Origin of the sequence: Bartonella sp. AP3QHHD (assembly GCF_042195765.1) — a bacterium.
Taxonomy (GTDB): Bacteria; Pseudomonadota; Alphaproteobacteria; order Rhizobiales; family Rhizobiaceae; genus Bartonella.
The window spans coordinates 268,623-290,609 of sequence record NZ_JBHIPC010000085.1; the positions used below are offsets into that span (position 1 = coordinate 268,623).

General features: G+C 38.3%; 17 protein-coding genes and 1 pseudogene. 11 read left to right on the forward strand and 7 right to left on the reverse strand.

Going from position 1 to position 21,987, the window contains the following annotated elements; translation table 11 throughout:
* Nucleotides 1-393: 393 nt before the first annotated feature.
* The 5 genes and pseudogenes from ACFIL7_RS06220 to ccmA all read right to left on the reverse strand — a co-directional run bounded on the left by ACFIL7_RS06220 (nucleotide 394) and on the right by ccmA (nucleotide 3,316).
* The gene (locus ACFIL7_RS06220; protein WP_375683446.1) at nucleotides 394-987 is read right to left on the reverse strand and encodes a DsbE family thiol:disulfide interchange protein; all 594 of its coding nucleotides are present in this window, start codon (nucleotides 985-987) and stop codon (nucleotides 394-396) included.
* Nucleotides 962-1,214, reverse strand: a pseudogene (locus ACFIL7_RS06225) (hypothetical protein). Before ACFIL7_RS06225 ends, ACFIL7_RS06220 begins: the two are co-directional and overlap by 26 nt.
* Nucleotides 1,202-1,981 (reverse strand): heme ABC transporter permease, encoded by a 780-nt coding sequence (locus tag ACFIL7_RS06230; RefSeq protein WP_375633698.1) that lies wholly within the window; start codon nucleotides 1,979-1,981, stop codon nucleotides 1,202-1,204. The pseudogene ACFIL7_RS06225 and the gene ACFIL7_RS06230 overlap by 13 nt, the downstream one beginning before the upstream one ends.
* Before the next feature lie 46 nt (nucleotides 1,982-2,027).
* On the reverse strand, nucleotides 2,028-2,693 hold the full coding sequence (gene ccmB, locus ACFIL7_RS06235) for a heme exporter protein CcmB (protein ID WP_375617534.1): 666 nt from the start codon (nucleotides 2,691-2,693) through the stop codon (nucleotides 2,028-2,030).
* An 11-nt stretch (nucleotides 2,694-2,704) separates the two neighbouring features.
* Nucleotides 2,705-3,316 carry a heme ABC exporter ATP-binding protein CcmA gene (gene ccmA / locus ACFIL7_RS06240; RefSeq protein ID WP_375617535.1) on the reverse strand — a complete coding sequence of 204 codons (612 nt, stop codon included), beginning with the start codon at nucleotides 3,314-3,316 and terminating at the stop codon, nucleotides 2,705-2,707.
* Between the two features lie 294 nt (nucleotides 3,317-3,610).
* Here ccmA and acnA point away from each other — a divergent pair, with 294 nt between their 5' ends.
* The 11 genes from acnA (at nucleotide 3,611) to gpsA (ending at nucleotide 18,044) form a co-directional block, all read left to right on the forward strand.
* Nucleotides 3,611-6,298 (forward strand): aconitate hydratase AcnA, encoded by a 2,688-nt coding sequence (acnA, locus tag ACFIL7_RS06245; RefSeq protein WP_375636339.1) that lies wholly within the window; start codon nucleotides 3,611-3,613, stop codon nucleotides 6,296-6,298.
* 237 nt (nucleotides 6,299-6,535) lie between these two features.
* Entirely contained in the window at nucleotides 6,536-6,802 is a 267-nt protein-coding gene (gene rpsT, locus ACFIL7_RS06250; RefSeq protein WP_273790272.1) for a 30S ribosomal protein S20, read from the forward strand.
* Between the two features lie 702 nt (nucleotides 6,803-7,504).
* Entirely contained in the window at nucleotides 7,505-9,076 is a 1,572-nt protein-coding gene (gene dnaA / locus ACFIL7_RS06255) for a chromosomal replication initiator protein DnaA (RefSeq protein WP_375611430.1), read from the forward strand.
* Between the two features lie 186 nt (nucleotides 9,077-9,262).
* The gene (dnaN, locus tag ACFIL7_RS06260) at nucleotides 9,263-10,384 is read left to right on the forward strand and encodes a DNA polymerase III subunit beta (RefSeq protein ID WP_375633700.1); all 1,122 of its coding nucleotides are present in this window, start codon (nucleotides 9,263-9,265) and stop codon (nucleotides 10,382-10,384) included.
* A gap of 20 nt (nucleotides 10,385-10,404) precedes the next feature.
* Entirely contained in the window at nucleotides 10,405-11,538 is a 1,134-nt protein-coding gene (gene recF, locus ACFIL7_RS06265; RefSeq protein ID WP_375611469.1) for a DNA replication/repair protein RecF, read from the forward strand.
* 54 nt (nucleotides 11,539-11,592) lie between these two features.
* The gene (aroQ, locus tag ACFIL7_RS06270; RefSeq protein WP_375632160.1) at nucleotides 11,593-12,045 is read left to right on the forward strand and encodes a type II 3-dehydroquinate dehydratase; all 453 of its coding nucleotides are present in this window, start codon (nucleotides 11,593-11,595) and stop codon (nucleotides 12,043-12,045) included.
* Nucleotides 12,046-12,175: 130 nt separating this feature from the next.
* Nucleotides 12,176-13,147 carry a ubiquinol oxidase subunit II gene (gene cyoA, locus ACFIL7_RS06275; protein ID WP_375634015.1) on the forward strand — a complete coding sequence of 324 codons (972 nt, stop codon included), beginning with the start codon at nucleotides 12,176-12,178 and terminating at the stop codon, nucleotides 13,145-13,147.
* A 76-nt stretch (nucleotides 13,148-13,223) separates the two neighbouring features.
* Nucleotides 13,224-15,242, forward strand: coding sequence for a cytochrome o ubiquinol oxidase subunit I (gene cyoB / locus ACFIL7_RS06280; protein WP_375617542.1), 2,019 nt, complete (start codon nucleotides 13,224-13,226; stop codon nucleotides 15,240-15,242).
* Nucleotides 15,239-15,907, forward strand: a complete 669-nt coding sequence (locus tag ACFIL7_RS06285; RefSeq protein WP_375617543.1) for a cytochrome (ubi)quinol oxidase subunit III — start codon at nucleotides 15,239-15,241, stop codon at nucleotides 15,905-15,907. The genes cyoB and ACFIL7_RS06285 overlap by 4 nt, the downstream gene beginning before the upstream one ends.
* Complete coding sequence (cyoD, locus tag ACFIL7_RS06290; protein WP_375634911.1) at nucleotides 15,907-16,635, forward strand: cytochrome o ubiquinol oxidase subunit IV; 729 nt, start codon at nucleotides 15,907-15,909, stop codon at nucleotides 16,633-16,635. The genes ACFIL7_RS06285 and cyoD overlap by 1 nt, the downstream gene beginning before the upstream one ends.
* Nucleotides 16,636-17,036: 401 nt before the next feature.
* Nucleotides 17,037-18,044, forward strand: a complete 1,008-nt coding sequence (gpsA, locus tag ACFIL7_RS06295) for an NAD(P)H-dependent glycerol-3-phosphate dehydrogenase (RefSeq protein WP_375634019.1) — start codon at nucleotides 17,037-17,039, stop codon at nucleotides 18,042-18,044.
* A 1,835-nt stretch (nucleotides 18,045-19,879) separates the two neighbouring features.
* Here the strand turns inward: gpsA and fabI are convergent.
* Together fabI and fabB are read right to left on the reverse strand one after the other, a co-directional pair.
* Complete coding sequence (gene fabI / locus ACFIL7_RS06300; protein WP_375634021.1) at nucleotides 19,880-20,698, reverse strand: enoyl-ACP reductase FabI; 819 nt, start codon at nucleotides 20,696-20,698, stop codon at nucleotides 19,880-19,882.
* Between the two features lie 48 nt (nucleotides 20,699-20,746).
* Nucleotides 20,747-21,967, reverse strand: coding sequence for a beta-ketoacyl-ACP synthase I (gene fabB / locus ACFIL7_RS06305; protein ID WP_375634024.1), 1,221 nt, complete (start codon nucleotides 21,965-21,967; stop codon nucleotides 20,747-20,749).
* Nucleotides 21,968-21,987 lie beyond the last annotated feature (20 nt).

The following is a 21,987-nucleotide window of genomic DNA, read 5'->3' on the forward strand; positions in this document are numbered from 1 at the left end:
CAGATTTATTATTTTATAAAGATGAGAATAGTGGTGAAGTCCCCTCATAACAATGTGTATTTCAGATAAAAAAGCGGAGAAAAAATACTATATGATTTTGAAAACAATAGTTGGTTGCTGTCACTAAGCTAACGATGGTTCTATAGCAATATTGTTTTGTCCAAATAATCAAAAATAAAGCTCCCAAACAGATATTTAATCGCTAAAGAAAAATGAAAACTACTTAAAATTTTTGTCATATTTTGGAGGTTTGTTCTACAGATATTTCTTTACACATGTTTTTGAATCAACAATGATAATACTCTTGTCAAATCTTTCTAAGAAGAATAAGTGGCCGTATAAATAAAATAGCATACATAGCATGATAAAACGTTATGTTTTTACACACCTGCATTATTTTTCTTCTGTCATAATCGCTTGTTCAATTTTTGGTAGAATTTTTTTTTGATAAATTTGCCATGTTAAGGGACCAACATGTTTGGCAATAATGATGCTCTCTTTATTCAAGAGAAAGGTTTCTGGGGGGCCATATATTCCCCAATCAATGGCTGTATATCCTGAAATATCAAAGCCAATAAATTTAAAAGGATTACCAAAACTGTTTAAAAAGCGCAGGGCGTTTGTTTTATTATCTTTATAATTAATACCAATTAGATCAAAACGTTTATCTTGTGCAATTTGCATAAGAATAGGATGCTCTTCGCGACAGGGCAAACACCAAGAGCCCCAAAAATTGACCAATGTGACACGTCCTTTAAACTGTTTTGAATTGAGATAACTTTCTTTATCAAGAAGAGGAAGATGAATATTGGGAGCAGGTTTTTCAGCCAATGCGTTTGGGAGAAGAGAAGAATCTTGAAGGTGTTTTTTATCCATAAAGTTGAAAAAAAACATCATGAGAAGAAGAAAAAGCACAAATGGTCCCAAAAAAACAAGCAGAACAGGTAAAGATATATTTTTTTTAAGTTTTTGAGGGATGTTTTTCATTATACTTTATCTTTTTGTGACAGCTCTTTTTTGTTTAGATGTTGGAGAATTTTTTTTTGGTATAGGGCTTTGCAAAGAATATATCCAATAAGACATAAGAGGGATATTGCAGAAAGCACATAGCTTAAAACAACAATTTGCTCGTGTTTAAGGGTGCTCAGGAAAAAATCAATTTTCTGAGATAGATTTCCTAAAAGTCCGCCGTGGATGCCATTTAGGTCGAGCATGATGAAGCGTCCTGTTGTTGTACACGACGGGATTTTTTAATCTGAAGTATTCGGATATAATGACTATTGATTTCATTTCGCATAGCCATCAAATAAAGAGCAATAAACATAAAGATAAAACAAAAGAGCATTGTTATAAGGGGCCATAACATAGCATTGTCGATTGTTGATCCTCCAGCACGTAACAATGATGCTGGTTGATGCAATGTATTCCACCAATTAACGGAAAATTTAATAACAGGGATATTAACAAATCCAACAAGTGTAAGAATTGCAGTAGCGCGAGCGGCTTTTACTTGGTTGTCAAAAGCACGCCCAAGCAGGATAATGGAGAGATAGATAAAAAGCAGAATTAAAACTGATGTTAATCGTGCATCCCAAACCCACCATGTTCCCCATGTAGGTCGCCCCCAAAGCGCTCCTGTCATGAGAGCCAAGGCGGTAAAAATTGCCCCAATAGGCGCTCCACATTTAAGTGCTACATCAGCAAGATGATATTTCCAAATCAGATTTCCTAATGCCGCTGCACTCATCGTTACATAGCAGAATGTAGACAACCACGCAAAGGGTACATGAAGGTACATAATCTTAACAGTAATGCCTTGTTGATAGTCATCAGGGGAATGCATCACTAGAATAAGCCCTAAGATAAGGAAACACAATGTTATGCCGGCCAACCAAGGTAAGACGACTCTGCTTATTTTCATGAAAAGGGTGAAACTTGCAGGGAGTAACCTGATTTTATATGTACGAGATAGTTTATTCATAAAATTCATAATAGGCAGAGTTTTGCTATGCGGCAATCATCTTTTATTATTCTGATAAAAGTTTAAGCGTTATCGCAGCAACAAAAGAGCTAAAGAGACTCAAAAGAAGTGAAAAAGCGCTGAGAAGAGCTAGAGAAGTGAGAAAAGAGGTATTTGGGTTTATTGGGGCTGTAGCAGCGGAAACACCAAAAATCATAATTGGAATGATCCACGGCAAGATAATGATAAAAATAAGCAAAGTACTGTGCAACAATGAGGTTGCGAGTGCAGCGCCTATAGCACCAATAAAAATAATAGCTGGTGTTCCGCATAAAAGGGTAAGTATTGTTGTAAAAGTTATTGTTATATCTAAATGGAGCATGAGGGCTAAAATAGGTGTGGCAAAAATAAGAGGAAGCATTGTTCCTACCCAATGGGCAAGACATTTTGTAAAGACAATTAGTGTAAAACTTTGTCTTTTTCCTGAAAGGATAAATTGGTCGAGATTACCATCATCACGATCGATTTGGAAAAGTTTGTTCAGATTGAGGAGTCCTGCAAGAAGGGCTCCAAACCACAATATACCTGGTCCTATTTGTGCAAGAATTTTGGGATCTGGTCCAATGGTAAAGGGGGTTATGACAACAACAGCGATAAAAAACAATAATCCTGTTAGTGAAGTGGCTTGTAGCGCTAATAATAGTTTAAGATCACGCCAGAACAGTGCTTTCATTTTATTCTCTCCTAGAGAGGTAAAAATTTTTCCAGAGCGATGTTATGGTTTTCTGGAATGCCTATGGAATTATGAGTTGCAGCGATAATCATACCACCTTGATTGAGATGACGTTGGAAAATACGGGCAAGGAGTTTTTGGGCATGGTTATCAAGCCCAGATATTGGTTCATCTAAAATCCAAAGAGGACGATAGGAGAGCAAAAGGCGAGCAATAGCTACGCGTCTTTGTTGTCCAGTTGATAGAGCGTTAAAGGGTAAATGTTCAAGGTTAGAAAGACCAATATCGGCAAGAGCTTCATGCGCAAAACGTAAATGTTGACCGTAAAAATCTGCCCAAAATTGCAAATTATCAATGACAGATAAGAGAGGTTTCATAGCATTTTGAGGACCAAGATAATGACAAGCAGTTGCAACAGGGTATATTTGATCATGGTCTTTAAGTATTATATGACCTTCAGCAGCTTCAAGAAGACCGACAATGATTCGGAGTAATGTAGACTTTCCGATACCATTAGGACCGGTGATTGTCATAAGTTGCTGTGAAAATAAACAAAAAGAAAGACCTTTAAACAGAATTTCCTCGTTTCTGTAAGCGGCTAAATCTTTGCCTGATAACACCATGTGATTGCCTATTTTGTTTTTATTTTCATATTCTTTATTGCATTATAGAATAAAAAACACATTTTTTATGCAATTGTACCTAGAATAGTTCTAGAAATAGTTCTATAAGGGATACCTTACATCAATATCTGGTGTAAAATGGTTTCTGGCGCTGATTTCCGCATTATGCCTAGAGGGTGGAGGGGAAATGGATGGCGGAGGTAATTGCGTCTGCGCTCAAGCTGCGACCTTGACTCGTAGTTTGTGTTGTTCATTCCTGGAAATTGGGTGGTTATAGTATGAGGGTGGACAGTCATGACTCAAATTGATAGCTTTAATTGTCGTAGAGTATTAAATGTTGGTGGCAAAGAATATATTTATTATAGCTTGATTGAAGCGGAGAAGAACGGACTTGAAGGTGTTTCTCGTTTACCGTTTTCGATGAAAGTTATTCTCGAAAATTTATTGCGATTCGAAGATGGTCGCACAGTTAAAAAAGAGGATATCTTCAATGTTGCTAAGTGGTTAAACGACAAAGGGAGCGCTGGGGCAGAAATTGCTTACCGTCCTGCACGTGTTCTTATGCAGGATTTTACAGGTGTTCCAGCAGTTGTTGATCTTTCTGCAATGCGTGATGCTATGGTTAAACTTGGCGGTAACGCTGAAAAAATCAATCCTCTCATTCCCGTTGATCTCATCATTGATCACTCAGTTATTGTTGATGCTTTTGGCAATTCCATGGCTTTTAAGGAAAACGTTGAGCATGAATATGAACGCAATGGTGAACGTTATCGTTTCCTTAAATGGGGGCAACAAGCCTTTCAAAATTTTCGCGTTGTTCCTCCAGGAACAGGGATTTGTCATCAGGTTAACTTAGAATATTTAGCACAATGTGTATGGATGAAGAATGAAGAGGGCTGTGAGACGATTTATCCTGACACCTGTGTGGGAACTGATTCGCATACGACTATGGTAAATGGTTTAGGGGTTTTAGGTTGGGGTGTTGGTGGTATTGAAGCAGAAGCAGCAATGTTAGGCCAACCTGTTTCTATGTTGTTACCTGAAGTGATTGGTTTTCGTCTAACAGGTAAACTTAAGGAAGGTGTAACAGCCACCGATCTCGTATTAACAGTGACCCAAATGCTACGTCGGAAGGGTGTTGTCGGTAAATTTGTTGAGTTTTTTGGTCCTGGTTTGGAGCATATGACGCTTGCTGATCGGGCAACGATTGGAAATATGGCACCTGAATATGGAGCAACGTGTGGTTTTTTCCCAATTGATAAGGAGACAGTGCGTTATCTCAATATGACAGGGCGTGATGAAAGTCGGATTGCCTTAGTGGAGGCTTATACCAAAGCACAAGGGATGTGGCATGATGAAATGGTGGCTCATCCCATTTTTAGTGATACAATTGAATTAGATATGGGAACCGTTGTCCCTTCTATGGCTGGTCCTAAACGTCCTGAAGGACGTATTGCGTTGGAAAATGTTGGGCAGGGTTTTGAGAAGGCATTGGTCGAAGACTATAAGAAGACTTCTGGACAAGATAAGCGTTATCAGGTTGAGGGTGAAGAATATACGCTTGGTCACGGTGATGTGGTGATCGCTGCGATTACGTCGTGTACGAATACATCGAATCCAAGTGTTCTTATTGCAGCGGGTCTTTTGGCACGAAATGCTGTGGCAAAGGGTCTTAAGAGTAAACCATGGGTAAAAACTTCTCTTGCACCTGGTTCACAAGTCGTTGAAGCTTACCTTCAAAATTCGGGTCTGCAAAAAGATTTAGATGCATTAGGATTTAACTTAGTAGGATTTGGGTGCACAACATGTATTGGGAATTCTGGTCCTTTGCATCCAGCTATTTCCAAAACGATTAATGACAATGGTATAATTGCATCTGCGGTTCTTTCAGGAAATCGTAATTTTGAAGGGCGTGTTTCCCCTGATGTGCAAGCGAATTATTTAGCTTCACCACCGTTAGTTGTTGCACATGCGCTCATCGGGACGGTGTGTAAAGATTTAACCAAGGAGCCTCTAGGTGAAGATTCAAATGGCCACCCCATTTATTTGAGAGATATTTGGCCAACTTCTCAAGAAATACAGGAGTTTATCGAAAAAAATGTCACGCGGAAGGTTTTTGCCGAAAAGTATGCAGATGTTTTTAAGGGAGATGAAAATTGGCAAAAAGTTCAGATTCCTACGGGTTCTACCTATTCTTGGGATGAGCAATCCACCTATGTACGCAATCCACCTTATTTCGATGATATGCAGAAAACACCTGATATCTTACCAGATATTAAAGATGCACGGATTTTAGGTTTATTTGGTGATAAAATCACGACGGATCATATTTCTCCTGCTGGTTCTATTAAAGCAGCTTCTCCTGCCGGAAAATATTTAATGGATCATGGTGTTAAAGTGGCTGATTTTAATCAGTATGGAACGCGTCGTGGGAATCATGAAGTTATGGTGCGTGGGACCTTTGCCAATATTCGCATTCGTAATTTCATGTTAGGGGAAAATGGTCGAGAAGGAGGTTATACGGTTCATTATCCGTCAGCGGTAGAACAAACCATTTACGATGCAGCAATGGCGTATAAACAAGAAGGTATTCCACTCGTTGTTTTTGCAGGTATTGAATATGGTAATGGATCATCCCGCGATTGGGCTGCCAAGGGGACCAATCTTCTTGGTGTCAAAGCAGTGATTGTGCAGTCTTTTGAAAGGATTCATCGCTCTAATCTTGTTGGTATGGGCATTGTCCCTTTTGTCTTTGAAGAGGGACTAAGTTGGAAATCTTTAGGCTTAAAGGGAGATGAAAAGGTGACAATTGAAGGGATTCATAACTTGAAACCTCGTCAAAAGACTGTAGCGAAAATTACTTTTTCTGATGGTACGGTAAAAACCGTTCCATTATTATGCCGTGTTGATACTGAAGATGAGCTAGATTATTTGCATCATGGTGGAATTTTGCAATATGTCTTGCGTAAGTTAGCCGTTTAAATTCTTTTGTTTGTTAAGGAATATCTATTATTAAGCTATAAAGTTGCGGATCAAAGAGTTTGGCTTCGTTTTTTTATGGCTATCTTTGAAAATCTAATTGACGTTAGCTTTAGGATTGCGCTATAAACCACACAGTTATAGGCAGCTTTATAGTTTTGCTTGGGTTGGATTTATTTATATTGGTAGAGTTGTTATTGAGACTCATTTTACCAAGGTGTTGAAAGAGAGATTATATTTATGGCGAATACACCTTCTGCTCGAAAAGCGGTGCGCAAGGTTGCGGCGCGCACACAGGTTAATAAGGCCCGCCGTTCACGCGTTCGTACTTTTATACGTAAGTTTGATGATGCTTTAGCGGGTGGCGATAAGGCATCTGCAGAGATTGCATTTAAGAATTTTGAGCCTGAAATTATGCGTGCAGTTTCTAAAGGGGTTTTTCATAAAAATGCTGCTGCGAGGAAAGTATCGCGTTTAGCTAAACGTTTGAAGGCTCTCAGCGTTTAAGCTTTTCTCCTTTAATTGAGAACAAAGCCAGTATCCATGAGGATGCTGGCTTTTTGTTTATTATTTCAAAAAGTTTCTATTGAAAATAAGAATCGATAATGATTCTCCACTTGAAAAAGGAGAGAAAGTTTATAGGGGGAGGTATGGTTATCCACAAGCTTTGTGGATTTGTACAGAGTCTTTTTTGTCAAGTATTTTATTTTTTTTTTTTAAATCTGAAGAGATTCTTTAATTATTGGTAAATTTAGAGAAAAAAAATGAATTGAATCAATATTTTTTTCAGTCCTCATTAATATAAGCATTTTTTTCGGGTTTTTTGATTTTATTTTGACCTCTTGCATTTTACCTCTGCTGTTTTGTATGGTTCTTATGAAGACTAAGAAGCATGAAGGGGTCACATCAGCGCATTATTCTGTATTTTGTTGAATACAAGATGTTTTGATTTAGGCTTTTCGAAACTTTTGTGTTGGAGAGGTTTTCTGACGGTTTTTTAGTTTTCTTAATGGATATGTTTACCATTTTAGAAGGGTGGGTCATATCATGAGTGCAAGTAAATCTTATTGGTCATCTTTGTTAGTGGGGTTGTGATGAGGCTATCCTAGGGGAGGGTGAGTAATCTTATTTGGGGTAGGGCGTTTTGCCTTCGCTAGATTTATTTTAGTTGTTTGGCAGGACAAAATTTTATTTTTATCAGGATGGAAGATGGTGGATAAATTGAACTCTAAAGCTAGTTCCTTTAAAAGGGTTTCGGTAAATATCCTGTCGGCAGAGAACATAATAAAGAATAGGATGACGGAAAGTGATGAGAACGTTTGTAGAAATGCTTCTATAGGGCATTCTATTGTTTCAGAGGAGGAAAGTGCGGCGGCTTTTATACGTGTTATGGCGCAATTAAAGGTGCAGGTTGGTGTTGAGGCTTATACCAGTTGGTTTGGACGTGTGAAGCTTGCTGAATATAGTCATACTCTTGTAAAGCTTTCTGTTCCTACTGCTTTTTTACGTTCATGGATTAATAATCACTATGGTTCTCTTCTGACACATTTATGGAAACAAGAGAATTCAGCAATTCTTCGTGTTGAAGTTATTGTTCGTGGTATGGAACGCGTTTCAAGAGATGTCGTTTGTAAAAGAAGTGTTCCTCCTGTTGTGCTAGAGGAGCAGGCGACTTCATCTTTTGTTGAAAGTTGCGCAGAGCATTCAGTTAAGAATTCTCAAACGGGAGTTTTTGGATCTCCACTTGATTCTCGCTATACTTTTGAAAGTTTTGTTGAGGGGGCTTCTAATCGTGTTGCTTTAGCAGCAGCGCGTTCCATTGCAGAAGGGCATAAAAGTGCCTTACGTTTTAATCCTCTTTTTATTCACGCATCTGTTGGCTTAGGAAAAACACATTTGCTTCAAGCGATTGCTGCTTCTGCATTGAAGCGTTTAACGTCTGCGCGCGTTATTTATTTAACTGCTGAATATTTTATGTGGCGTTTTGCAACAGCTATTCGTGATAATGATGCTCTTTCTTTTAAAGAACAGCTTCGTGATATCGACCTTTTGATTATTGATGATATGCAGTTTTTGCAGGGTAAGTCGATACAACATGAGTTTTGCCATTTGCTTAATATGTTGCTTGATAGTGCAAAACAGGTTGTTGTCGCTGCAGATCGTCCACCAGCAGAATTAGAATCGCTTGATCTTCGCGTTCGCTCTCGTCTTCAGGGAGGGGTCGCTCTTGAAATTGAAGCACCAGATTATGAAATGCGTTTGCAAATGTTGCGCCAGCGGTTGAAGGTGGCACAACAAGATGATGGCATGGTATCAATTTCTGATGATATCTTGGAATATATTGCGAAAACGGTTTTAGGGTCTGGGCGTGATATTGAAGGTGCATTTAATCAGCTCTTGTTTCGTCAATCTTTTGAGTCTGATTTATCTTTAGAGCGGATTGATGAGTTATTAGGTCACTTGACACGTCCTGGTGAACCTAAGCGTATTCGGATTGAAGAAATTCAGCGTACGGTAGCACGCCATTATAATGTTTCTAAACAGGACTTGTTATCTAATCGTCGAACACGTACGGTTGTGAAGCCACGGCAAGTTGCAATGTATTTAGCAAAAGTATTAACTCCTCGCTCATTGCCAGAAATTGGGCGCCGTTTTGGTGGGCGTGATCATACAACAGTTTTACACGCTGTGCGTAAAATTGAAGATTTGGTTTGTGGTGATCAGACCTTGGCTAAGGAACTTGAGTTGCTTAAGCGGTTGATTGGAGAACAGGCTGTATAGTGTTTATCGTTTCTTTCTTTGGAGAGACTTTAAAGAATTTAATGAAAAGATTTATTTTTTCTTATGCAGGAGTGACTTGCCATTTTAAGAGAGGTTTAATAAACTCTAGCAGGCGATTCTCTAAAGGGATCTATTCTTTAATTCTAAGGAATTCTTATAGTTTTTAGTAAATCATACGGGGCTTTTATGCGTATTACAGTTGATCGCAGTCAATTTCTCAAGTCTCTTGGTCGGGTTCACCGTGTGGTAGAGCGCCGTAATACTGTTCCTATTTTATCGAATGTGTTGATTGATGCAGAAAATGTCCGTGTACAGTTAAAAGCAACAGACCTTGATTTAGAGGTTATGGAATCTTTTGCAGTTAATGTTAAACAAGCTGGAGCAACAACTGTTCCGGCACATTTGCTCTATGATATCATTCGAAAACTTCCTGATAGCAATGAAGTTGTATTATCCCTCGATGAGAATCAAGCAGGTACAATGTCCGTTGTTTCGGGTTGTGCACATTTTCAGCTTCAATGTCTTCCGAAGGCAGACTTTCCAGAGTCGCTTCCTGGGCAATTTGGTTATCGTTTTTCTCTATCGGCATCAGGCTTAAAACATTTACTTGATTGTACACAATTTGCTATTTCTACTGAAGAAACCCGTTATTATCTTAATGGTATTTATTTCCATATTATTAATGATGGTGTTTTGAAATTGCGTTTGGTTGCAACTGATGGTCATCGTTTGGCACAAGTTGAGATGGAAGCTCCTTCGGGAGTTGAGGGAATGCCTGGTGTTATTGTTCCCCGTAAAGCTGTAGGAGAATTGCAAAAACTTCTTTCAGAAGAAAATGATAGCGATGTATGTATAGAGCTTTCGGAGACAAAAATTCGTTTTTCTATAGGCTCTGTGATTTTTACATCAAAATTAATTGATGGAACATTTCCAGATTATCAACGTGTTATCCCTCTTGGAAATGATAAAGAATTAATTGTTAATAGGCAGGACTTTTCTTCTGCAGTTGATCGTGTTTCAACGATTTCAAGTGATCGGGGGCGTGCAGTTAAATTAACGATTGAGCATGGACAGTTAAGGCTTGTTGTTAATAGCCCAGATTCGGGCAGTGCAGAAGATCAATTATCAGTAACTTATGCATCTGAACCGCTTGAGATAGGATTTAATTCACGTTATCTTTTGGATATTGCTGGGCAGCTTTCAAGTGATGAGATGGTTTTTATGTTGGCTGAGGCTGGAGCACCAGCTCTGATTCGTGATAATGATGATGCGAATGTGCTCTATGTACTGATGCCTATTCGCGTTTAGGGGCAGTTGTTTTGCAATGCATGGCCAGTCATGTGCACAAAGTGGCAGTGAGGCAGCTGAAGCTTTTACGTTATCGCAATTATTCTTTTTTCAATATTCATTTTTCTGGTCAGCATGTGGTTTTTACTGGCCATAATGGTGCTGGTAAGACGAACCTTTTAGAGGCGTTATCTTTTCTTTCTCCTGGTCGTGGTTTGCGGCGTGCTGTTTATTCTGACGTTAGCTTTGTAGATGGTGGTGGTGGAGGATTTGTTGTATTTGCGCGTCTTGAATGCGCTCTTTATGGTGAAGTAAAGATTGGTACAGCTTTTGAGGTTAGCGATAACAGTCGAAAGGTCCATATTAATGGTGTGAATGAGTCGAGTGATTGCCTAACAGATTATTGTCATATTAGTGTCCTAACACCGTCTATGGATGGTCTTTTTACAGGTCCTTCACTTGAGCGCCGTAGTTTTTTGGACCGTATGGTTTTGGCGATTGATCCCTTGCATAGGCGCCGCATAGCCGATTATGATAGAGCTATGCGCGCACGTAATCGTTTGTTTTTAGATGGAAATGAAGATTGTGCTTGGTTTGATGCTTTAGAAAAGCAAATGGCAGAATTGGCGACAGCTATTTCTGCGGCGCGTGTTGATGTTATTCGTCTTTTAAATGACATGTTTACACAAATGCCCTCACAGATACCTTTTCCACGAGCTTTTTTGCAAATTGATGGTTTTTTAGAAACAGCTCTTAGTGAAATATCAGCAACTGAAGTTGAAGAACAATTTTGTGATCGATTGCGGCATAATCGCGCAATGGATCGTGCTGCTGGTCGGACGTTAGAAGGACCACATCGTGCAGATTTGCAGGTTTTTTATGCTGATAAAAATAGAGCAGCAACATCTTGTTCAACAGGTGAACAAAAAGCGCTGCTAACAGGTTTAGTTTTGTGTCATGCACGTCTAACAGGTATGATGTCGGAAAGATCTCCCATTCTTCTTCTTGATGAAATGGCTGCCCATCTTGATTCGCATCGACGTGCTGCTCTATTTGATATTCTTGATGATTTAGCTGTACAAACATTTATGACAGGAACAGATCGTCTTTTATTTGATGACTTAAAAGGACGCGCAGAATTCTTTGAGATTAAGGATGGCGCTTTATTGCCGTAAAAACATGCTAAATATTTTTTTAATAAGTGATAGATCTGAAAGAAAAGGCTTGCTATGTCAGAGATAATAACGATTTTAAATGGTCCTAATTTAAATTTTCTAGGTCAACGTGAGCCAGAAATTTATGGAACTGAAACTCTAGAAGATATTGAAAAAAGATGCAGAGAATGGGCAAAAAAAAATGATATCATAATAAATTTTTATCAAAGTAATTGTGAAGGGCAATTAGTAGCATGGATACAAGAAGCAATAGAGGCAAGTTCTGGATTGATCATTAACCCAGCGGCTTACAGTCATACATCTGTTGCACTTCTTGATGCCCTAAAAATGTTTTCAGGGCCGAAAGTAGAAGTTCATTTATCTCATATTTATCAGCGTGAAGCTTTTCGTCACCATTCTTATACATCTGCAGGTGTAGACGCTATCATAACTGGGTGTGGAGGTGATGGATATCGGTTTGCACTTGAGTATATTGCAAAACAATTAAGCAAAACAATTAAATTGTGATAGGTAAAGAGTAAGCGTTTAATAAGAGTAATATAGGCATTTAATTCTCTTGATAATTATTTTCAAATCTGTACAATGTGAGGTATATATTTATGACAGTTTTTAGTGCGTATGACGGGGGTAAATAGAGATGAAAAGCTTTGTTAGACAATTAGAAATGCTTGTGATTTTAGGGGGAGCACTGCTTTTGTCTGGTTGTAAAATTGATGTTATGCAGCCATCAGGTTATGTTGCACGTCAACAGCTCATTTTGATCGTTGTTTGTGTGGTGGTGATGCTTTGTATTGTTATCCCAGTTATGGTGAGTGTGGTATTTTTAGCTATAAAATATCGTGCATCGAATATGAAAGCGGACTATTCTCCTGATTGGGCACATTCAAATAAAATTGAAGCATTGATGTGGGGTATTCCAGTTGTAATTGTAATGGTTTTAGGTTCATTAACAGCTTATTATACCTATAAGCTTGAACCTACAAATCCTCTTCCAGTGGAAGTTGTAGGTGAAGGAAAGCCATTACAGATTGATGCTGTTGCTCTTGATTGGAAATGGCTTTTTATTTATCCTGAATACGGTGTTGCATCGATTAATGAGATTTATGCGCCTGAAGGACGTCAAGTTTTATTGCAATTGACGTCAGAGAATTCTGTCAATGCTTTTTGGGTTCCCAAATTGGGTACTGTTCTTTACGCTATGCCGCAGATGAATGCTAAGTTGCATTTGGTCGCTGAAGAGCAAGGAGTATTCAAAGGAGCCTCAGCAAATTATAGTGGTGATGGTTTTTCGGGTATGCGGTTTAAGTGGCATTCTGTGTCTTTGCAGGATTTTGAGGATTGGATTGTAAAAGCTCGGGCTAATGGTCGAGTACTTGATCGTTCATCTTATCGTCAACTTTCTATTGCGCCTCGTATGGGTGATATTGCTGCGAAGGAAAAAGATGCTGAAGTTCGTTATTTTGCACCTGTTGAGAAGCGGCTTTACTATCGTGTTGTTAATCGATGTGTCGATGAAAAGACGGTATGTAATGAAGATTTAATGAAACGTGCTGCTGTTCAGACGCTATGGGGTGCACTATGTTCAGTATTTGATCCTGATGTTATTTAACAGAGTCAATAAAGTAAAGAGCCCTTTTAACAAAGGTTTCTTTTAAACTTGAATTTCATTTGAAATGGGTTGAGAAATGTTTGGAAGACTTACAGATCCTACGGCAGGTGCTTTTCATGCGCTTGCACATGAACCGATCGTTTTGTATACATGTATTGCGATTGTTTTGGTTGGTTTAATTGCTGTTATTGCTCTAACAGTACTTGGGTGGTGGGGGATTCTATGGCGAAATTGGATTACAACGGTTGACCATAAACGCATAGGTATTATGTACATCGTTCTTGGAATTATTATGCTTGTTCGCGGTTTTGCGGACGCACTTATGATGCGAACGCATCAAGCTTTAGCTCTTGGGAGTGAAACAGCAGGTTATTTGCCCCCTGAGCATTTTGATCAAATTTTTTCGGCGCATGGTACGATCATGATTTTTTTCATGGCCACGCCTATTTTATTTGGTCTTTTTAATTATCTTATACCACTTCAAATTGGTGCGCGTGATGTTGCTTTTCCCTTTGCAAATAATCTAGGTTTTTGGATTACGGCTGCAGGGGCGATATTGATTAACATATCCCTAGGTGTTGGGAATTTTGGTCGTGGTGGTTGGTTGATGTATCCACCTTTTACAGAATTGCAAACGAGTCCAGATACAGGGGTAGATTATTATTTATGGTCACTTCAGCTTTCTGGTATTGCAACAACAATGGGATCAGTGAATTTCATTGCAACGATGATTAAAATGCGTGCTCCTGGAATGACAATGATGAGAATGCCTATTTTTTGTTGGAGTGCTTTTGTCAGCAATGTTCTTATTGTAGTCATTTATCCTGTTTTGGCTGTAGCATTTGCACTCTTGGCATGTGATCGTTATTTGAACATGAATTTCTTTACCAATGTTGGTGGCGGAAATCCGATGGTATGGATTAACTATGTTTGGGTTTTTGGTCATCCTGAGGTTTATGTTTTGGTTGTTCCTGCTTTTGGAATTGTTTCTGAAGTTGTATCAACTTTTTCTTCAAAACGCCTCTTTGGTTATACTTCAATGATATGGGCCATGTTGGTTATTTTGATTCTTTCGCTTCTTGTTTGGGGACATCATTTCTTCACAATGGGTGGGGGTGAAGCTGTAAATACCTTTTTTAGTATTGCTACGATGATTATTGCAGTTCCAACCGGTGTAAAAGTTTTTAATTGGCTGCTTACGATGTATAGAGGTCGGATTCGCTTTGAGCCTCCTATGCTTTGGTGCATGGGTATGATCTTTACATTTGTTGGTGGTGGATTAACAGGTGTTTTATTATCTATTGTTCCTGCTGATTGGCAGTTTCATAATTCGCTCTTTTTGATAGCACATTTCCATCATACAATTATTGGAGGTGTGGTTTTTGCGTACTTAGCGGGGATTGCATTTTGGTTTCCAAAAGTTTTTGGTTATAAACCAAATCGCATACTAGGTATTACATCTTTTTGGTGTTGGTTTATTGGTTTTTACCTTGCCTTTTTTCCCGTTTATGCGCTTGGTTTAATGGGGGCGACGCGTCGTCTTCAGCATTACATGGAACCTAGTTGGCAGCCGATGTTTATTATTGCTGCATTGGGTGCTTGTATTATCTTACTTGGTATCCTTTGTTTCGTGCTACAGGTTGTTTTGGCGATTTGGTACGGTATTAAGCATAAAGGGCACTTACCGGTAACATTAAATGATTCTTGGGGTGATGCACGTACACTTGAATGGTTTACCTCTTCACCGCCTCCTTCCTATAATTTTGCCCTCCTTCCAAAGATACAGTCTGATGATGCTTATTGGAATATGAAGAAAAGTGGTTATCAACGGCCGACAAGTGGATTTACAAAAATTCATATGCCTTCGAATACATCGGCTGGAATTATTGCTGGCTTCTTCTCATTAGTTGTTGGTTTTGCGCTTGTTTGGCATATTTGGTGGCTTGTTGCGGTTGGACTGGTTGGTTTTATCGCAACGCTTGTGTGTCATTCATTAACAGGTGATCATCATGGTTACTATATTCCAGCTGAAGAAGTGCAAAAAACTGAAGATGCCTTTACGGCTGTTCTTAAAGAACGAGGAGTAATAGTATGAGTGCTGTAACAATGAATAACGCGAGCACTATAGATGAACTTCACCACGATAGTAGCTCGGTAATGACGTTTGGTTTTTGGGTCTATATTCTTTCAGACTTAATCCTGTTTTCGACACTGTTTTCAAGTTTTGCTGTATTTTCTGCTTCTTATGGTGGTGGTAAAGCGGGCAGTGAGTTTATAGATTTAAAGTTTGTTTTGGTTGAGACTGCTTTCTTGTTGTTTTCATCCGTCACTTATGGCTTTGCAATGGTACAAGCACATAAAAATAACATCAGTGGTGTGCGTTTATGGATGGCTATTACCTTTGTATTGGGGTGTTGCTTCATTGGTATGGAACTTTACGAATTTCATGAACTTTTGAGTGAGGTTTTTTATTTCGATCCAAATGCTTATGCGGGTATTGATCCTGCAACAGGTTTACAGCTTTTTGGACGGGAAATTCTCTCTGCTTATTGGTCAGCATTTTTTGCTTTGGTTGGCACCCATGGACTTCACGTAAGTGTTGGCCTTCTTTGGATGGTTGTGATGTTTTTTCATCTTCGTCGTAATGGCTTGGATCAGAACAATAAGACACGTTTAGCATGCCTTTCCATTTTTTGGCATTTACTTGATATTGTATGGATTGGTGTTTTCACCATGGTTTATCTATTAGGAGCGTTGTGATGAGCGTGCAAAATGAAACACATGGTCCCAGTACTGGTTCCTATTTGGTTGGTTTTATTCTGGCTGTATTTTTCACTTTGGGTTCTTTTATTCCTGTGATGTATGGAATGATGGAAAGTTGGGCAGTTAGTACAAAGGTTGCGTATCTTATTGGGATGGCGATTATTCAGATTATAGTACAAATTGTTTTCTTTTTGCACTTGAATTCTGGTCCAGACGCCAAGTGGAATTTAAGCGCGTTGTGGTTTGCTGCTATTTGCGTTTTTGTTATTATTGGGGGAACTTGGTGGGCTATTTCTCATTTGAATTATAATATGATGGGTGGTTCAGGACGTGTTATTGAACCGGAAATATCAAGTAGAGATGATTCTTCAGTGTCTGAGCAGTTATCAACCAAAGATATATCCGTAAGAAAACAGCCAGAAAAGATACAGGGCTCAGAGGTTTCGATGGAGCAAGGTGCAAGTACGCAAACTCTTGTAGAACAGGCACCTAGTTCAGAAATGCCTATGGGGCAGGGTCTAGGTACGCAAACTCCTGTAGATCAAGCACCTGGTTCAGAAATGCCCATGGGGCAGGGTCTAGGTACGCAAACTCCTGTAGATCAGGCACCTGGTTCAGAAATGCCCATGGGGCAGGGTCTAGGTACGCAAATTCCTGTAGATCAAGCACCTGGTTCAGAAATGCCCATGGAGCAAGATCCAAATACGCAGTTTCCTGTGGAGTAGTTGTTAGAAATATCTACGGAGCTCTGATGCGGCATGTATCAGCTTCGTAGAAGAAATTCGTAGGATATAAAGCAGGAGATAAGTACAAGATATCAGTGGAATGAGTATCATTATTTTGAATATACTTTTAATTTAAAAGAGAAAGTCCGTGGGGTATTTAGTCAATCTTTAATTTTTGAGACAAATAGCTATTTGTAGAATATACAAAAAGTTATGTTTGTAAAATTTACTACAAAGAAAGAGAATGTGCGAAACAAGTTTTTATATTGTGTGAGATAAAAAAGCTACGAAGCAGTAATATTTTTAGATTTAAAGAATTTATATTAAAGATAGCATTAAAATTATTTGTAATAATAATATGTAATTGAAATCAAAAATTTAGAGAATAATCAGAAAATTTAATGAAAACCGTTGCAATGACAGTTATAGGTGCTGGTTCTTTTGGTACTGCATTAGCGATAGCTCTTGCCCGTAATGGTCATAATGTTTTACTTTGGGGATATAGTCCTCAACATATCAAAGAATTACAGGAACAACGTTGTAATCAAGTATATTTACCCGATATTCGATTTCCTGACAATTTATTACTTGAAGCTTCGCTTGAAACTGCTATAATAGCAAGTCACAATATATTAATCGCTGTTCCAAGCCATGTATTTCATCAAGTTTTGTATAATATTCAGCCTTATTTAGATCAGCATTCACGCGTTATTTGGGCGACAAAAGGTTTAGAACATGGTACCGGACGTTTCTTACAAGAGGTTGCTCGTGAGATTTTAGGTGAAAAAATTCCTTTAGCTGTTTTTTCTGGACCAACTTTTGCTCAAGAACTAGCTATTGGTTGGCCTACTGCAATGACGATAGCAGCTTCTGATGTTGAGTTTGGTAAAGAATTGCAGCAACTTTTTCATTGTGACAAAAGTTTTAGAGTTTATAAAAGTTCAGATATGATTGGTGTTCAATTAGGGGGAGCAGTCAAAAATGTTATTGCTATTGGTGCAGGAATATCAGATGGCATAGGTTTTGGGGCAAATGCACGAATAGCTCTTATCACACGAGGACTAGCTGAAATCAGTCGTTTAGGGGGGGCTATGGGTGCTGAGCTTTCCACATTTATGGGAATGACAGGCTTAGGTGATCTGGTTTTGACATGTACTGATAATCAGTCACGTAATCGTCGTTTTGGAATACTTCTTGGTAAAGGAATAGATATAAAAGAAGCGGAAAAACAAATTGGTCAGGTTGTGGAAGGATACTTGAATACCAAGGAAGTACATACGTTGGCGCAGCGTATTGGGGTAGAAATGCCCATTGTAGAACAAATTTATCAAATTCTCTATTGTGGTAAAAACATAACTGAAGCAGCAAACACATTATTAAGCCGCGCCCTCAAGGACGAAATACAATAATATCCTGTTTTTTAATAATTCAAATCATAAAAAATAGAAACATGCTATGATAGACATATAAAATAGATTGTATTGATGGTTGTATAAGGCAGTCATATTCCAGCAAATTATAGATTCATATCATTCGATTCTTTATGAAACATGGCTGAAATATAAAAGTTTTTGCTTTTGTCTAAGAGCTATCTCTTTGAAGATAAATTATCCGTTTCCACTTACACATGTTTGTGTAATGTAATGAACAAGATATTTTTATTGTCTCTTAAATTCATCTCACAATGATATTTGCAAACAGAATAATACAAGACTCATTAGGTAGAAGCATCTTATTTATATAACGTATAAGCTAAGAATATCGGGGCAGGGATATTGTGTATCTCTGTTTTTGTAATTCTTTAAAACAAGAAGACAATCTGTTTTGGGAAGAAGATGAAATTTTAAAGATGAAAACTAGTTCCCATTTCTACAATCATTTTTAAATTCAGTTTTACGCTATCTAAAGCAATATCTTTTAAATAATGGAGATTATCTCACACCTTTATTTTTCTCATTTTTTAATGAAAGCATTTCCCTGATGTGTCAGGTAAAATAGAACGCCCAAAAAAACACGATTGCTGTTATATATTCACGCGCTTGTTTTAAAGAGATCTCTCTTAAAACTCCCAAGTCTAATTCGCGACGGTGACCGTAAATAGTGTAACGATAAAGCCATTGTGCACATCCCCATTTTTACGTTTATGAAGGAGGAAGCCGATCATCATTACACCCCCCAATGTTGAGACAGCTCTAGGTACTTGAAGCTGTTCAGTAGAGATATTTAAGCCTTTTATTTTCTCACATATCAATTCTGTTTTTTATATGCAAGAAATGATTTTTGGAATTATAACTTTGAAAGTCTAAGATTGAAAAAAATGTTATTGTGCTTGTTTGTGGCTGTCATTTAAACTGAAAGAATAATCTGATTATAAAGATAATAAATTGGTTTATATGAATAATTTATTTTTGTATTGAATTAATTAAAAATATGCGTTTACTTGTCACAAGTAGATTAATATGTGGATAAAAATTATTAAAGATACTTCTAATGAATCATCTCAAGTGTTGTTTCAATATTAGAACATGGCAAGTAAAATGACGGTGTCGGTTTGTCATCTGTATAAACATTAAAATGGTGGTGAAAAAAGGATTTTATGTACTTCACAGGGATTTTTATACGTTTTACAGGTACCATTGTGAAATGGAATGGCGTGCATTGAGCGATATCTTTAAAAAAATGCATGAAAGAGCAACAGCTATAGTATTTTTGGGCGTTCTATTTTACCTGATACATTAGAAGAAATGCTTTCATTAAAGAATATAGTAAGATTAATGATTGATTTCTTTACGCCTTCATATTCATCCTAAATTAGATTGTATTTGCGTTTCAAGAATAAATCAAACGGTAGGAATATTTTTTTCAATTTGCTACACAAAAGCTGAAACTAAGGATTTTAATAATTCTCTAATCTCTTTTTCAAACTACGGTGGCATGAGGGCTGGGGATTGATTTATAAGCAACGACAAAAGCGTATGCTTTAGTAAGGTAAATAACGTCATAAAATACAAAATTTATCAACCATGGATTGAAGAAATATTCCGGATTTTTATAAAATATTTTGCGAAACAGGGCATCGTACATCTGGTTTTGTATTGACTTATTCTTACAAATATTTGCACATATTCCTTACGTCATATTATTATAAGTCAATACACTATTATATAGCTGAGAAAGTACTCAATACCCGATTAAAGCACTATGCACATGATTGATTTTATTTTTTAGTGCAATGAAATAAAATTTATCCTTCTTGGGAATCGTCACTTTTTTTCAGTTCTTCAAGTATTGGCATAGACATGATGTTATATCCTGAATCAACATAATGAATTTCACCTGTAACACCTGATGATAAGTCAGAGAGTAGATAAAGAGCAGATTTTCCAATTTCATGAATATTTACGGTACGCCGTAATGGGGCATTACGCCGTTGATGTGAAAATATTGCACGTGCAGCTGCAATACCATTACCTGCTAAAGTTCTAACAGGACCAGCGGAAATCGCATTGACACGGATATTTTGAGGACCAAAGTCCGCAGCTAAATAACGTACCATAGCTTCTAAAGCTGCTTTAGCAACACCCATGATGTTATAATTAGGCACAACTTGCTGTGAAGCACCATAGGTAAGAGTTAAAAGTGTTCCTCCATTGGGCATAAGCTTACCGGCGCGCTGAGCAATTTCAGTAAAGGAATAAGCTGAAATAACCATCGTGCGTTGAAAGTTTTCACGTGTTGTAACATCAACGTAACGCCCTTTTAGCTGAGTTTTATCTGAAAAACCAATGGCATGGACAATAAAATCAATTGTTTTCCATTCTTTTTCAAGTTGCTCAAAGACGTAATCAATATTTTCACTTTTTTCAACGTCACACTCTAGCACTAATTTGCAGCCAAGTTTATCTGCTAGGGGATGAACACGTTTTCCAAAAGCATTTCCTTGATAAGTCAACGCTAATTCCGCTCCTGCTTGTGCGAGCTGACAGGCAATGCCCCAAGCAATTGAATGGTCATTCGCAATTCCCATAATAAGGCCGCGTTTGCCCTCCATCAAACCTTTCATATTATTCTCCGTAAGACCGTACTTTTTTCAATTACTAAGAGCTTTTGTTTATACATAACGTTGGAAAACAAGCGTTGCATTGGTACCGCCAAAGCCAAAAGTATTCGACAATACGGTATTCAGTTGTTGATGATCACGTCGTTCACGAACGATTGGCATATCAGCAAAAGCTGGATCAAGTTCTTCAATGTGGGCACTTTCACAAATAAAATTATGATTCATCATTAACAATGTATAAATTGCTTCGTGAACACCTGCTGCTCCCAAGGAATGTCCTGTTAGAGACTTGGTAGCGGAAATGGGGGGGCATTGATCACCTGCTCCAAAGATACGACGGATAGCTTCTATCTCAGGAGGATCACCAACAGGAGTTGCTGTCGCATGGGGATTGATATAATCAATTTTATTATTGACTGTTGCAAGAGCCATGCGCATGCATCGTTCTGCTCCCTCTCCTGATGGGGCAACCATATCATGTCCATCGGATGTCGCACCGTATCCAACGATTTCTCCGTAGATTTTTGCACCACGTGCTTTAGCAAGTTCTAAATCTTCAAGGACTAAAACGCCAGCCCCTCCAGCAATGACAAAACCATCACGATTAACATCATAAGCACGTGAAGCTTTGTGAGGGGTGTCATTATATCTGCTGGACATAGCGCCCATGGCATCGAATAAAACAGATAGTGTCCAATCCAAATCTTCGCAGCCACCGGCAAAGATGCGCTTCTGTTTACCATATTGAATCATTTCGTAAGCATTACCAATACAATGATTGGAGGTAGCACAAGCTGAAGAGATTGAATAATTGATCCCCTTTATTTTAAAGAAAGTTGCTAATGTTGCAGATGCTGTAGAACTCATCGCTTTAGGGACAACAAAAGGTCCAACACGTTTTGGACCTTTTTGGCGTGTAATGTCAGCAGCTTCTACGATTGAATGTGTTGAAGCACCTCCAGAACCCATAATAATACCCGTGTGTTCGTTCGACACTTCATGCGGTTCTAGACCCGCATCAGCAATTGCTTGATCCATGGCGATGTGATTCCATGCTGTTCCACGCCCATGAAAACGTAGAGCACGTCGATCTACGAGTTCTTCTATATTAATATCGGGCTTGCCATAAACTCTGCTACGAAAGCCTAATTCAGCATATTGAGGTGCGTAAGAAATTCCGGATTTTGCTTCACGTAAACTGGTTGAAACAGCTCCAGGGTTATTTCCAATTGCGGAGACAATTCCCATTCCGGTTACAACAACTCGACGCATTCATACCTCCTCGTTCCATA